This window comes from Paraburkholderia sp. (assembly GCF_049581445.1).
Classification (GTDB): domain Bacteria; phylum Pseudomonadota; class Gammaproteobacteria; order Burkholderiales; family Burkholderiaceae; genus Paraburkholderia.
The window spans coordinates 1-13551 of the sequence record NZ_JBAURZ010000240.1 but is presented as its reverse complement, the minus strand read 5'-3'; the positions used below and the strand labels follow the sequence as shown (position 1 = coordinate 13551).

The following is a 13551-nucleotide window of genomic DNA, read 5'->3' as shown; positions in this document are numbered from 1 at the left end:
GGCGTCACGCGGTCGGCACCCAGTGCAGCGGCCAGCGCATCGAGCGCCGCCGCTTCGAGGTCGAGCGCCAGCACCGTATCGCCCTCTGCAACGAAGCGCCGGCACAGCGCACTGCCGATGCCCCCGCACGCCCCGGTGACCAATACCACTCGATTCATGTCTGTCCTCACAACGTTGCTTGACGGCGACCCGCTCAGAGTTGACCTGTGTCTTTCAAACAACCAGGTCTCCCGATTCCACGCGTCGACGCTCTTTAGTGGCTTTCGCCTAGCCCATCAGATCGCAAGACCGCCTCGTGGCCTCACACCAGGGAAAACCCCAAAACATCATGGCCAACGATTCGCAGCGGTGAAGCCGGCGCCAACCATCCCGCTTCCCGCACAACGGCTTGCAGCGGTCGTTCCGCTTGTAAATTTCCAACACGCGAAGCATCTCGCGTATGCTGCGAGCGCCCGTGAAATCCGGCCACCTGTCGCGGCACCGCACAAAATACCCCTTCTTTACAGCATCTTATGCAAAAAAGGCGCAGAGAAAAAATATCGTAGTCCCTACGTGACAACTTTTTTTTCGTCCTGTAGGATTTTTTCAAACAATTTGACAACCCAGCGGCCGGCGACGGCAGCGGACCACCCAGGAGAGAGAAATGTCGTTGCAAGCTCGTGCTTCTTTTACGCTCGGCAAGGTTGCCGTAGCGCTCGCGTTTGCAGGTTTGACCGTGGCGGCGCATGCCGACACGGTCCGCGTGACCGTCGCCCATTACAGCGACGCCACCGCGCCGTACTTCGAAAAAGTGGCCCAGGATTTCGAAAAGGCCAACCCCGGCACGACCATCAAGATTGAGGATGTGAGCTGGGACACGCTGCAACAGAAACTGCAAACGGACATCACCGGCGGCGCCAACGCCGACCTGGCTATTGTCGGCACGCGCTGGCTGCTGGACTTCGTGAAGGATGACGTCGCCGAGCCGCTCGACGGCTACATGGACGCGAGCTTCAAGAACCGCTTCATCGGCCCGTTCCTCGCTCCGGGTGAAATTAACGGCAAGGTCTACGGGCTGCCGATCGCCGCATCCGCTCGCGCGCTGTACTACAACAAGGATCTGCTGGCGAAGGTTGGTTATCCGAACGGTCCGAAGACCTGGAATGACGTGATCGATGCGTCGAAGAAGTTGAAGGCGCAAGGCATTGCCGGCTTCGGTCTGCAAGGCAAGGAAATCGAAACGGACGTCTACTTTTACTACGCGCTGTGGAGCTACGGTGGCGACGTGGTCGGCAAGGACGGCAAGGCTGCGTTCAATTCGCCGGCTGGCGTGAAGGCAGCGACGTTGTACAAGACCATGATCGACGAAGGTCTGACGGAACCGGGCGTGACGGGCTACAGCCGTGAAGACGTGCAGAACCTGTTCAAGCAAGGCCGCGTGGCCATGGTTATCTCGGCACCGTTCCTCTCCAAGCAGATCGCGAAAGAAGCGCCGAACCTGAAGTACGGCATCGATCCGATCCCGATGGGCACGAAGAACGCCACGTACGCAGTGACCGATTCGATCGTGATGTTCAAGAACTCGAAGGTCAAGAAGGACGCCTGGAAGTTCCTCGACTATCTGTTCACGAAAGAACCGCGCGTGAAGTTCACCAGCACGGAAGGTTTCTTGCCGACAACGAAGGCCGAAGCAACCGACCCGGCGTTCGACAATCCTGATACGAAGGCGTTTATCGCGTTGCTGCCGAGCGCGAAGTTCGCCCCAACCATCACGGGTTGGGAAGACACCGCGAAGGCCGTTTCGGATGCGATGCAGTCGATCTACCTCGGCAAGGCCCAACCGGCCGCAGCACTGAATGAAGCCGCCGAAAAGGCAAACCAGTCCCTCGGCAAGTAATGCGAGTTGCAGTAACCGAGCGTTAATGTAGACCGGCGCGCGCTGTCCCTTATGGACCACGCGCGCCGCGTTGTACCCGGCCCATCCCGTCGCGCGAACCCCTTGTTTTACAGGATCAGCGCGCGACTTACGATCGAGCACGCATGAGCCGTCCTGCTTCCCCGCGCCTGTCGGCGCCCTGGTTGTTGATTGCGCCGAGTTTGATACTCGCGCTGTTCATCATCACCTATCCGATTTTCAACATCGTGTACCAGTCGCTACACGACGTTTCGCGTTTCGGTGCGATTCGCGGCTTCATTGGTCTGCAGAATTTCTACACCGTATTCTCCGATCCGGAATTCCTGGGCGCCCTGAGGCGCACGGTCTACTGGACCTTCTTCGTGGTGGGCGGAACCGTGCTGATTTCCGTGCCGGTCGCGCTGATCCTCAATCAGGATTTCTATGGCCGTGGCGTGGCGCGCACTATCGTCATGCTGCCGTGGTCCGTCTCGCTGACGATGACTGCCGTGGTGTGGCGCTGGGCCTTCAACGACGACTACGGCATGGTCAACGTCACGCTGCACCGGTTAGGCCTCATCAACGGACCGATCCATTGGCTGGCGACGCCGGAACTCGCGTTTCCGGTGGAAATCGCCGTGGGGATTCTGGTGTCGATTCCGTTCACGGTGACGATCCTGCTAGGCGGCCTGTCATCAGTGCCGGGCGACATCTACGAAGCCGCGCGCATCGACGGTGCGAGCGCCTGGCAACAATTCCGCAAGCTCACGCTGCCGCTTTTGAGGCCGTTCGTGAACATGACGATTCTGCTGAACGTGATCTACGTGTTCAACTCGTTTCCGATCATCTGGGTGATGACGCAAGGCGGCCCCGACGAAAGCACGCATATTCTCGTCACCTATCTGTACGAAATCGGTTTCCGGCTTGGCCGTCCGGGTCAGGCGGCTGCGGTGTCGCTGATCATGCTGGTGATGCTGTTCGTGTTCTCGATGCTGTATCTACGCATGCAGCCGTCGAAAGAAGGAGATAACGCATGAGCCTGAAAATGAAACGCACGCTGTGGTGCTGGCTCGCGCTATCCCCGTTGATCGTGCTGGTGTTGTTCCCGTTTGCGATCATGCTGTTTACGGCTCTCAAACCGGCGGACGAAGTCTTTGTTTATCCGGCGCGCTGGCTGCCGGTGCACTGGCAATGGCACAACTTCGTCGACATGTGGGTGGCGGCCAACTTTGGCGTCGCGTTACGCAACAGCGTAGTGATCAGTCTGCTTTCAATGGCGCTCGCGCTGGCCGTCAGCCTGCCCGCGGCGTATGCGCTCGCGCGTTTTCCGTTCCGGGGGCGTGGCCTGTACCGCCAGTTTCTGCTCGTCACGCAGATGCTCTCGCCGATTCTGCTGGTGGTCGGCCTGTTCCGGCTCGCCGCGATGATTCCTTACGGCGATGGCAACCTGGTGGATTCGAAGCTCGCGGTGATCGTCTCGTATGCGGCGTTCAATATCGCGTTTGCGGTGTGGATGCTGTCATCGTACTTCCAGACCGTGCCGCGCGATCTTGAAGAGTCGGCATGGCTCGAAGGCTGTGGACGCGCGAAGGCGGTCTTCAAGGTGTTTCTACCGCTCGCCGTGCCAGCGATTGTCGTTACCGCCATCTTCACGTTCATCAATGCATGGAACGAATTCGCGGTGGTCTACACGCTGATCCGTTCGCCGGAGAACAAGACGCTCACCGTGCAGGTGACCGACATGGTGGCCGGCAAATACGTCGTGGAATGGCATCTGGTGATGGCCGCGACGCTGTGCGCGACGTTGCCTGTTTCGGTGGTGTTCGCGTGGCTACAGCGGTATCTCGTCAAGGGACTCGCGCTGGGCGCGGTGAAATAAGCCAAAAGTTTCGCTCCGGGGCGTAAGCGAACTTGCTGCGCGCCAAGGACCCTGCGGGCAACGCTCACGGCTTTTGATTGCGATACACTGGGTGATCCCGGGGAGTGTGTCGTGTCCAAAACCAAACTAATCCTGAATCGTTCGAGCGCAGCGGCTTTGCTCGTCTGCATGTCGCTATTTGCGCCTGTTCGGGCATCTGCCAGCCTGCCTGACAGTTCGTCTGCGCAGGCCACTGCATCCGCACAGGCGAGTCAAACCGCCTCGGTCGATTCTCCAGCAAACGCGACTGCGCAAGCTTTCGTACGTGACGACCCCGTTGCAGTACGCAACACACTGGCGAGAGAACCGATTCACGCGGCTTCGCCTACGTTGCGCGAGCGCATCGACAAACTTATCACGCTGCCGGGACACGCGGCGCAGCACGATAACAACCTGGCCAAGGTCGGACTCGACCATGAACTGGTATTCGTCGTCCCTGCGCCCTACGGCGTGGTGTACGAGTCGAAAACGCACGAACTGACGGTCGACGCCGACCTCTCCGGCGACGACCGGCCGGGTGCGATCCTGCTTGCAAAGTCCGTCAAGGGTCCGAGCGGCCGGGAGTTGGTGATCGCCCCGGAGGCCAAGGCGAAGGGATACATCCAGCATGTCGATATTATCGAACTCAGGACACAGGGGCACGGCAAGACGATGATTCACGCCCACTTCCCCGTGTCGCAGGCCGCGTTCGACAAAACGCATGGCGCGTTCGCGGTTGAGCTCCGATGCGCGCTCATGCCGCCTTACCTGAAAGACCTGCGCGAGCACCACGACCCCACCGATGAAGAACCCACCGACATCACGACACGCACTTCCACGCTGTACGTGAACGTCCACTCCATGTGGCTGATCAACCCTCAATCGGGTATGGTGCTGACGAAAAAGTTGCACTTGTCGAATTGACGGCGTGACGGGCTGACGTCGATCTACGACCTCACGTCTGACCATAACGCGATCACTATTATCGCCATGTCGCCACCCTCATAAGCGAGCACCAGCAATGGTTTCAACGATCCTCCGCATAGATTGCCGGAATTGACCGTCGCTGTATACGTCGGTATATTTCGAGCGTCGTTCCGGCCAGGTTCAAGCGACCATTTCGTCGTGCAGAACAAAGAGGATTCCGCTTGTGACGTCCAGGGAAGTCATCGATTCGCACTTGCTCAAAGTGCTACATACGCTGCTCACCGAGTCGAGCGTATCGCGCACGGCGACGCTGCTTGGACAATCGCAACCGACTATCAGCGTCGCACTTCGCAAGCTGCGCCAGATGACGGGTGACCCGTTGCTGGTGCGCAGCGGCAGTCGCATGATTCCAACCGCTCACGCGCTGACTCTGATCGACCCCGCTGCACAGGCGCTCAATAGCATTTCCGCCATCCTCAACCCCACCACCACATTCAATCCCGCCGCCACGAAGCGGACGTTTCGGATCGGCTCGCCGGACTACCTCGATGTCTTTTTTGTCCCCGCGGTGGTCGATGCCTTTCATACGGAGGCGCCAGGCGCGAAGATCGAATTCAACCATCTGATGATGGTCGACGGTGGCTACGAGCATGGCCTCGAAAGCGGCTTTCTGGATCTGGTGATCGGCAACTGGCGAACGCCCGCGGAGCATTTGCATCTGCAACCGTTGTGTCAGGATGAACTGGTGTGTCTGATGCGCGACGGGCATCCCATCAAACCGGGAAGACTGACCAGGCCCGTCTATCAAGAGGCAGAACATCTCGCCGTCACGACGTACAACACGAATGCGCTAGGCACCATCGACGTCGAGCTCGCGCGCAATGGCCTGTCCCGCACGGTCACGACGACACTGCCGTACTTCGGCATGGCGCCTTATGTGCTGGTGCGATCCAATCTTCTGTTCACCACCACGCGTGCTTTAGCCACGCACTACACGCAACTCTTGCCGCTGCGAATCGAGCCGATTCCCGGCACGCCTCAGGCGCTGACCTACTATCAACTGTGGCACGATCGGACGCATCGAAGCGCTGCGGCCACGTGGTTGCGTCGGCTTGTTGCGAACGTGGCAAAAGACCTCGCGCATTAAGGCGGGTTTTGCGGCGGAACGTGCCGGCTTAACCCGCGTCGCCATAACCCCTGCGCTGTAACGCAAGCGATGAAACGCCAAAAGAAATCTCCGCAAGCCAGGCTTGCGGCGCCGCGGCGACGACCGGATCGCTTCGAGGTGACAGGTCCTCTTACGCGAACGGACGACCACGAAATGAGGTCGGTCAGATGGAATCTGTTGTTGTCGCGACCGTAATCATTCCCGGCCGTGCGCCATACGATGCATGCCATCGTGGCACGCAATCGCGTCACTACCCTTGCGACGGTTGCCCGTCTCAAGCCAACGCACTCGCTGGCGTTGCGCAGTGCGTGTGATACCGCGCACTAGCCGGCGCCCGAGGCCATCTCCTTGAGCAACGCGGCCTTGCCTTCCGTAGCCGCACCCACCAGCGCGAAGCCAATGGGACGGCCGTTGTCCGCGTGGCGGCAGACCGCACGCGCCGCATTGCGTCCCGCATGCGCCGCGAGATCGACGAGCCATTGCCCTTCTGTATCAGGCGACACCACCACCGCTGGCGTAGCAGGCGTCTTGACGGTCACAGGCATAACGGGAAATTCGACGCAGCTTGGATTGCCGCTGAGTGTTCGCGCCAAAGCACGAGCCGCGTGCATGATGGGCAACACGTAAGGCTGCACCCTGCCCATGATTGCCGCGCAGTCTCCCAATGCATAGATATCCTCATTACTCGTTCGACACCATGCGTCTGTCCAGATACCGTACTCGATCGTGAGCCCGGCGTTCGCAGCCAGCGTGGTGCGCGGCACGAGGCCCACTGCCGAAACGACCAGGTCCGCATGAATCTGCTCGCCCCCCGAGAGCACCAGCCGGTAGCCGTTGAGTTGTCGCTCGATGCTCGACACACTGCGCCCCAGATAAAGACTGATGCCGCTCTCGCTCAGCGCGTTCGCAAATACTTCGCCGGCGAAGGGTGGCAGCAAGCGGGCCAGCGGTGTGGTGGCTGGATCGATCAACAATACCGCAAAACCCGCAGCAATCAGATCATTGGCGAATTCGCAGCCAATCAGGCCGGCGCCGAGAATCGCCACCGATTTGCATCCTGCCAGCGCGGCCCTGAAGCCCGCGTAGTCGCTGAGATCGTTGATGGAGCGAATCTCCGCTTCCGCGTCGCCATCCACGCGAAGCCGCCGCACGTCGGCGCCCGTTGCGAGGACCAGCTTGCTGTAGTGCAGGGAATCTCCATTCACAATGACCTGATGCTCGCCAGGCACGATGCGCTCGACACGCTGATGCACACGAATGTCGGCGCGCAACTGGGCCGCCATCGCCGTGGCGTCGAAGCTGGCCAGATCGCGTGCTTCCTTCTTCATCGCGAGTGCGTTCGACAGCATGGGCTTCGAATAGAAGCAGCCGTCGTCCTGCGTCAGCATCACGATGGGCACCGTACTGTCGAGCTTGCGCAGTTCGCGCGCCACCGTATAGCCCGCCAGGCCCGTGCCGATGATGACGACCGGCTGCGTTGCGGGCGTTTCGTCAACGGTCGTCATACTGCTACCACCTGCATGTCGAAATCGTGCTTGCCCGTCGCGCAGTCGGGGCAGATCCAGTCGACCGGCACATCTTCCCAGCGCGTACCCGGCGCAATGCCGGCCTCCGGCAAGCCCAACGTTTCGTCATAGCGAAATCCGCAGATCACGCATTCCCACACTTTCATGATTTTTCTCCCGTTTTACCGATCGCCAACTACTGGCTACCGTTTAACGAACATAGGCCTGGCCGAGACCGATTTCAGCCAGCGCACGTCGGTAGGCACCCGACGACCGGTCAGCAAGAATCGGCGCTTCCGCCGCGCGGTCGATCGGCAGATCTTCCGGGCACTGTCGCTCGACAATTGCCCTATCCTCTTCGAAGACCTGGCGGTTGAACGCGTAGACATCCTCCAGCGGCAAGTCCTTGTCGAAGTTACGCACAATCGGCACGAACAGACGCGTCATACGGGCAGAGACAGGGCTTGCCGCATTCAGGATCGACAGACGCCCGCCTTCGGGAAAGTGCACGGTCAGACGCGCGAAAAACGGTGCATCGACTTCGAATATGCGGTGCCACGAAAAGCCGTCCGGCGCGCGATGTTGCATCGATTTCGGAAAATTGCTCACCGTGCTGATGTATTCCGCACGCATGCCGCGCTCGCGCCGCGCCACCGTGTATTGCGGCACGACTGGATTGGTTCGATCCGCAAAACTGTCGTGGTGAATCCACGCAAAGTGCGCGACGTCGATGAAGCCTTCGGTCTGGCGCCCCGCCGACGCTTTGATGTCAATCGACGGCGGCAAGATCCGTTGATACGAGGGATCGTCCCACTCAGGAAACTCGGGCAACGCTTCGTTGCCGCCGTCGAGCGACACCCAGATCAGCCCGTAAGCCTCCTGCACCGCGTAAGTGACCAGATGCAGACGTTCTGGAATCGGGCCATCGCCTTGTGACGGAATGAACTTGCACTTGCCATCGGTGCCGTAGGCAAGACCGTGATAAGGGCACACGATGTTGCCGTTTTCGACCCATCCCTGGCTCAGGGGCGCGCCGCGATGCGGACAAATATCGCGCGCCGCCACGAGTTGGTCATTCGAGCGGAACACCACCAGCGGCTCATCCAGCAACGTCACGCTGATGGGCTTGTCGGTGAGTTCAGCAGCGAAGGCGACGGGGTGCCAGTACTGGCTGAGGATGGTCCAGTCATGGCTGTCGAAGGTGCAGTTGCGAGGCAAGGCGGCCGAACGCTGGAACGTCAAAGGGGCGACGTGGGCGGAACTCATGCGTGTCTCCAGAACCTGTGGGGGTTTAATGCAGCCGTCTTATGGAAGGACCGCGTGGACAACTGCATGGACACAAAGATAGCGGGACGTGCCCCGCCAACCCATCCCCGGCGGGACATTGAGTCTATGTGCACAACGACATGGGCTCGCCCTGCGCTCAGCGCGGCGGGCTCAATGCAGCCGCGTTAGCGAGACGTTGCGTCAATGTGTATATTAGGTTTCGATAGCGCGCCGCATCGTGCGCGCCCTGCTCCTCGGCGCTGCGCTAGCGTCGGTTTCAAGACCTCATCCCACTCGAATCCGCTCTGGAGGAAACATGCGCGTCTCGCATGTTGCACTACGTCGGCCCGTGAGCTTCATCGCAATCTGCGGCCTTGTGGCCGCGTTGAGCGCTTGCAGCACACCGGACAACATCACGTGGCCCGCGAAAGTGGCACTGGACGCACAACCAAACGGCATCGCGGTGCGGCCATCCGATGGCACGGTCTTCATCACGGACGACCGCACCAGCAGCGTGTTGTCGTCTAACGGCGGCGCGTTCACACCCTATGCGTCCATTCCGGTCCCACCGGGCCAGGGAAAGAGCCTGAGCCAGGTAAGCGTGACGGGCTCAGGGGAATTGGCGGTCGAACGTTTTGGGTTTGGCACGGCAAGCGCGATCTTCTTGATTGCAGGAAACGGCACAACTTCCGAGCTGACTGGTCTTGATGGTAGCCGGCGTCGACTCGGACTGCTTGCCATCGGTCCTGGACAGTTGCTATCAAGCTGGTTCATCAAGAACAGCGGCAGCCCAACCCAAGGAGGCCTGAGTCTGGTGACCTACGACGCGCAGACCCACGCCGCCGTTGAACGCGATCTGTTGACGGGGCTTGGCAAACCGGTCGGCATCGCCATCACGGGTGACAACGTGTTCGTCTCCGATCAGGCTAACAATGGCATCGTGAAGGTGAACCTGGCAGCGCTGCTGAGCGCGACCGCACCCACCACGCCCACGCTGTCCGTTCGCATCGAAAGTCCCGATCTGCTGGCAGCGGACGCCCAGGGGCGGCTCTATACCAAATGCAACAAGAACGGTCTCTGCGAGATCGCGCCCGATGGCACGGTCAGCGTACTCGCCAACGACTTCCAGGAACCCCGTGGCGTGGCGGTCGATGCTTCGCATGATCGACTGTATGCCGTTGATCGCACTGCCTCAGCAGGTGGAACGAGTTATTTGCGCACCTTCCCAATTAAATGACCGGTTGGGGATTTTTTGACTTTTGCCGACCGGGCAGTCAAGATATCTTTTCACTGTAAAAATCCGGGTCCCAATCCGTCGTCATGAAAGAAGCGTCCGCACGTCGCAAAGCCTCTCCCTCTCCGAAAGCCCCCGCCGAAACCGACAAATCATCACGCGAGAAGCCTTACCACCACGGCTCGCTGCCGCATGCGCTACTCGCAGCAGCAGAGCTCGTGCTCCAGCGCGACGGCATACGCGGCCTGACGCTGCGGGCCATTGCGCGGGAGGCGGGCGTATCGCACACGGCTCCGCAGCATCATTTCGGCGACACGGCAGGTGTACTGAGCGAACTGGCCGCGAGCGGCCACCGCCGTCTGGCGCAGACCATGGCCGACAATGCCGCAGGATTACCGCCGGGACGCGCGCAGCGCAAAGCCATTGCACGCGGCTACGTGAGGTTCGCGTTGGATCATCCCAACCTGCTGCGCCTGATGTCGCGCAGCGAAATGCTCGACTCCACGCGCCCCGCGTTGCTGGAAGCACGGCAGATGTCGGCACGCGCGCTCGCCGGCGCCATTATCGATCCGCCCGAGTGGGTAACGGACGACACCAGCACATTTGGAAAAACCGACGCCGCGCAGGCCATCGCAATGACCGCTGCCTGGGCGTATGTCCACGGGCTGGCGTCGCTGTTGATCGACGGGCGTCTCAAGTCGCTGGCCGCGTCGGCCGAGGGCATCAGCGACGCGGAAGCGCTGGTAGACGCGGTGATCGAACATGTCCAGGTCATGCCCACCGGCACCGGCAAGGGCGCGACCTGAGCAGCAGCGTTGCGTCAGACTGCGCGCAATGCTTTCGCGAGATCCGCGAGCCGATACGGTTTATGGACGAAGCAGAATTCGCTCAGGTCGCCATGCTCGCGACGCAGCACCGCAACCGGATAGCCCGACGCGAGCACCACCTTGATGTGGGGATACCGCTCGCGGACCTGTCGGGCGAGTTCCAGACCGCTGATACCGTGCGACATGACGATATCGCTGAACACGATGTCGATTTCCGCGCGCTGAGTCAGGATGTCGATGGCATCCACGCCGTTACTGGCTGTCACCACCTCGTAGCCAATGCTTCTGAACAGTTCAGCCGCCGCGGCCAGCAAATCCGGCTCATCCTCCACGAGCAAGACGGTTTCCACAGCCAGTTGGTCCGGATAGGAGCCGGCGCCATCGGGCATGTCGTTGGCCGCCGGCAGATAGATAGCGATCGTGGTGCCCACGCCTTGCGTACTCTGGATCACAACTTCGCCGCCCGACTGCACGATAAACCCATAAACCTGACTTAGGCCGAGCCCCGTTCCTTTACCCGGCGCCTTGGTCGTAAAGAACGGTTCGAAGGCACGCGAGACGACTTCGGGAGACATCCCGGTGCCGGTGTCCGACACCCACACCCGGATATAACGACCGGCCGGGAGCGTGCCTACCGAGCGCGCTGGCAGTTCAACGCGCTCGGTGCCCACCGCGATGGTGCCGCCTTCAGACGTGGCATCCCGGGCATTCACCACCAGATTCAGCAAGGCCGCCTCGAAACGCGCGGCGTCCACCATCACCGGAGCCTGCCCCGGGCCCAGGTCGAATTCCAGCCGGATCGATGCGTTTCCCGCCCGCTGCAACATGGGTTCGAACGCGCCGATGAGCGCGTTCAGGTCGTGCGCTTCCGTTTTAAGCGGCTGCTGGCGTGCAAACGACAGCAGTTGCTGGGTCAGCGACGCGCCCCGCTCGATCGCCCGTTGCATCGTCTCCAGCATCTTCGCGTCGAGATGCGTACGTGATTGCGACAACAGCACCTGCAGTCCATTCGATAACACGGCCAGCAGATTATTGAAGTCGTGCGCGACGCCGCCCGTGAGCTGGCCGATGGCTTCCATCTTCTGCGACTGGAACAGCGCGGCGTTCACGCGCTCCAGCGTCGCGGCTGCCTCCTTGCGCTCGGTCATATCGCGGGTAATCTTCGCAAACCCGATGAGTGTCCCATGGTCGTCGCGGATCGCGTCCACCACCACGTTCGCCCAGAAACGGGTGCCGTCCTTGCGTACCCGCCAGCCTTCCCGCTCCACGCGGCCGTCGCGCGCCGCAATCGCAAGTGTCAGCGCGGGCAAACCGTTGGCGCGGTCTTCCTCGGTATAAAAGCGCGAGAAATGCTGGCCGATAATCTCGTCCTGCTCGTATCCCTTGATCCGCGCCGCGCCCGAATTCCAGCTGCTTACGTCGCCGCTCGGCGACAGCATATAGATGGCGTAATCCGTCACGCCCTGAATCAGCAGGCGAAGCTGTTCCTCGCTCTTGCGCAGCGCTTCCTGCACCTGCTTACGTTCGGAGATGTCGCGCGTGATCTTCGCGAAGCCCACCAACTCGCCTGAGGCATCGCGAATCGGGTCCACCACCACGCTGGCCCAAAAGCACGTGCCGTCCTTGCGCACCCGCCAGCCTTCGTCTTCGAACCTGCCCTGCTCGATCGCAGTGCGTAAGGCGTTGGCGGGGACGCCTGAGGCGCGGTCCTCAGCTGTGTAGAACTCCGAAAAGTGCCGCCCGATAATCTCGCTGGCCGTATAGCCTTTGAACCGTTGCGCACCCGCGTTCCAGCTGGCCACGTAGCCGTCCCGATCCAGCATGTAGATCGCGTAATCTTTCACGCTGGTGACGAGCAGCTCGAATCGTTGCGCGTCGGTCACTCTGGTCTGTACTTCACGCTTGTCGGTATTCATCGTCATGGTGTGGCGCGGTCGATGCCTGACTGTCTGCTCTTTTGGGTTGTCCGATTCTACCCCGGCCATCCACGCCCAAACCGCTGGACAACCCGAAGCGGGTTTTCACGCAGAGCCGACCGGGTCGCGCACAGCGCCGTGCTGCGCGGTCTGGGCGAGCGGGTCGCCGAACTGTAGGGCGGCAAGCTGGGCGTAGAGCGGCGAGCTCAACAACAGGTCAGCGTGACGCCCTTGCGCCACAATGCGGCCCTGTTCCAGTACGACGATACGGTCCGCCTGCTGGACCGTGGCGAGACGGTGCGCGATGACCAGCGTGGTGCGGTTCTGTGCGGCGTTGTCGAGTGCCTGTTGCACGAGGCGTTCACTCGCGGCATCGAGCGCGCTGGTGGCCTCGTCGAGCAGCAAAACGGGCGGGTCCTTCAGGATCGCGCGGGCAATCGCAATGCGCTGACGCTGCCCACCCGACAGCCGCACACCGCGCTCGCCCAGAAAGGTGTCATAGCCTTGCGGCAGTTCTTCGATAAAGCCCGCAGCCGCAGCCATTCCAGCGGCTCGCTGGACTTGTGCGAGACTGGCTTCCGGCGCGCCATAACGGATGTTCTCGAGCACGCTGCCGGAAAAGATCACCGATTCCTGCAGCACGACGCCGATTTCCCTGCGCAACTCGACCAGCGGCACCTGTCGCGTCGGCACACCGTTGATCAGAATGCTGCCCGATTGAGGATCGTAAAAGCGCAGCAACAACTGGAACAAGGTGGTTTTGCCTGCGCCGGATGGCCCAACCAGCGCGACATGCTCGCCCGCGCGGACTTCGAGCGAGAGCCCGGAGAGCGCCGCAATACCTGGGCGCGACGGATACGAGAAGCTGACGTTGTCGAAGGAAATTCCCGCGCCGCGCGCAGGCAGCGGGACCGTGACCTCGGCCTGCGCCACCGGCG

The 13551-nt window shown here is 61.1% G+C and carries 13 protein-coding genes; 7 read left to right on the top strand and 6 right to left on the bottom strand.

Annotated elements, in window-relative coordinates; translation table 11 throughout:
• Positions 1 to 158: SDR family NAD(P)-dependent oxidoreductase (locus WCA85_RS20815; protein WP_424066770.1), on the bottom strand; the 158-nt coding region annotated here is incomplete at its 3' end.
• A 485-nt stretch (positions 159 to 643) separates the two neighbouring features.
• On the opposite strand from WCA85_RS20815, the gene WCA85_RS20810 reads away from it, so the two are divergent.
• The 5 genes from WCA85_RS20810 (at position 644) to WCA85_RS20790 (ending at position 5844) form a co-directional block, all read left to right on the top strand.
• Entirely contained in the window at positions 644 to 1876 is a 1233-nt protein-coding gene (locus tag WCA85_RS20810; RefSeq protein WP_424066768.1) for an ABC transporter substrate-binding protein, read from the top strand.
• A 143-nt stretch (positions 1877 to 2019) separates the two neighbouring features.
• Positions 2020 to 2910, top strand: a complete 891-nt coding sequence (locus WCA85_RS20805; RefSeq protein WP_424066767.1) for a carbohydrate ABC transporter permease — start codon at positions 2020 to 2022, stop codon at positions 2908 to 2910.
• Complete coding sequence (locus tag WCA85_RS20800) at positions 2907 to 3752, top strand: carbohydrate ABC transporter permease (protein ID WP_424066766.1); 846 nt, start codon at positions 2907 to 2909, stop codon at positions 3750 to 3752. Before WCA85_RS20805 ends, WCA85_RS20800 begins: the two co-directional genes overlap by 4 nt.
• A gap of 111 nt (positions 3753 to 3863) precedes the next feature.
• Positions 3864 to 4694, top strand: coding sequence for a hypothetical protein (locus WCA85_RS20795; RefSeq protein ID WP_424066765.1), 831 nt, complete (start codon positions 3864 to 3866; stop codon positions 4692 to 4694).
• 226 nt (positions 4695 to 4920) lie between these two features.
• Entirely contained in the window at positions 4921 to 5844 is a 924-nt protein-coding gene (locus WCA85_RS20790; protein ID WP_424066764.1) for a LysR family transcriptional regulator, read from the top strand.
• A 344-nt stretch (positions 5845 to 6188) separates the two neighbouring features.
• Here the strand turns inward: WCA85_RS20790 and WCA85_RS20785 are convergent, their stop codons facing one another.
• The 3 genes from WCA85_RS20785 to WCA85_RS20775 are packed head-to-tail and all read right to left on the bottom strand — an operon-like array spanning position 6189 to position 8636.
• Positions 6189 to 7370 carry an NAD(P)/FAD-dependent oxidoreductase gene (locus WCA85_RS20785; RefSeq protein ID WP_424066763.1) on the bottom strand — a complete coding sequence of 394 codons (1182 nt, stop codon included), beginning with the start codon at positions 7368 to 7370 and terminating at the stop codon, positions 6189 to 6191.
• On the bottom strand, positions 7367 to 7537 hold the full coding sequence (locus WCA85_RS20780; protein ID WP_424066762.1) for a rubredoxin: 171 nt from the start codon (positions 7535 to 7537) through the stop codon (positions 7367 to 7369). The genes WCA85_RS20785 and WCA85_RS20780 overlap by 4 nt, the downstream gene beginning before the upstream one ends.
• 43 nt (positions 7538 to 7580) lie before the next feature.
• Positions 7581 to 8636, bottom strand: a complete 1056-nt coding sequence (locus tag WCA85_RS20775) for a Rieske 2Fe-2S domain-containing protein (protein WP_424066761.1) — start codon at positions 8634 to 8636, stop codon at positions 7581 to 7583.
• A gap of 316 nt (positions 8637 to 8952) precedes the next feature.
• Here WCA85_RS20775 and WCA85_RS20770 point away from each other — a divergent pair, with 316 nt between their 5' ends.
• On the top strand, positions 8953 to 9873 hold the full coding sequence (locus tag WCA85_RS20770; protein ID WP_424066760.1) for a hypothetical protein: 921 nt from the start codon (positions 8953 to 8955) through the stop codon (positions 9871 to 9873).
• An 83-nt stretch (positions 9874 to 9956) separates the two neighbouring features.
• Positions 9957 to 10676 (top strand): TetR/AcrR family transcriptional regulator, encoded by a 720-nt coding sequence (locus WCA85_RS20765; protein ID WP_424066759.1) that lies wholly within the window; start codon positions 9957 to 9959, stop codon positions 10674 to 10676.
• 14 nt (positions 10677 to 10690) lie between these two features.
• Here the strand turns inward: WCA85_RS20765 and WCA85_RS20760 are convergent, their stop codons facing one another.
• Positions 10691 to 12613, bottom strand: coding sequence for a PAS domain S-box protein (locus WCA85_RS20760; RefSeq protein ID WP_424066769.1), 1923 nt, complete (start codon positions 12611 to 12613; stop codon positions 10691 to 10693).
• Between the two features lie 105 nt (positions 12614 to 12718).
• On the bottom strand, positions 12719 to 13551 hold an 833-nt coding region (locus tag WCA85_RS20755; RefSeq protein ID WP_424066758.1), incomplete at its 5' end, for an ABC transporter ATP-binding protein.

Excerpts from the sequence above, each read along its gene's own strand:
- WCA85_RS20810 (WP_424066768.1), top strand. The coding sequence starts at position 644 with ATGTCGTTGCAAGCTCGTGCTTCTTTTACGCTCGGCAAGGTTGCCGTA.
- WCA85_RS20805 (WP_424066767.1), top strand. The coding sequence starts at position 2,020 with ATGAGCCGTCCTGCTTCCCCGCGCCTGTCGGCGCCCTGGTTGTTGATT.
- WCA85_RS20800 (WP_424066766.1), top strand. The coding sequence starts at position 2,907 with ATGAGCCTGAAAATGAAACGCACGCTGTGGTGCTGGCTCGCGCTATCC.
- WCA85_RS20785 (WP_424066763.1), bottom strand. The coding sequence starts at position 7,370 with ATGACGACCGTTGACGAAACGCCCGCAACGCAGCCGGTCGTCATCATC.
- WCA85_RS20780 (WP_424066762.1), bottom strand. The coding sequence starts at position 7,537 with ATGAAAGTGTGGGAATGCGTGATCTGCGGATTTCGCTATGACGAAACG.
- WCA85_RS20775 (WP_424066761.1), bottom strand. The coding sequence starts at position 8,636 with ATGAGTTCCGCCCACGTCGCCCCTTTGACGTTCCAGCGTTCGGCCGCC.
- WCA85_RS20770 (WP_424066760.1), top strand. The coding sequence starts at position 8,953 with ATGCGCGTCTCGCATGTTGCACTACGTCGGCCCGTGAGCTTCATCGCA.
- WCA85_RS20765 (WP_424066759.1), top strand. The coding sequence starts at position 9,957 with ATGAAAGAAGCGTCCGCACGTCGCAAAGCCTCTCCCTCTCCGAAAGCC.
- WCA85_RS20760 (WP_424066769.1), bottom strand. The coding sequence starts at position 12,613 with ATGAATACCGACAAGCGTGAAGTACAGACCAGAGTGACCGACGCGCAA.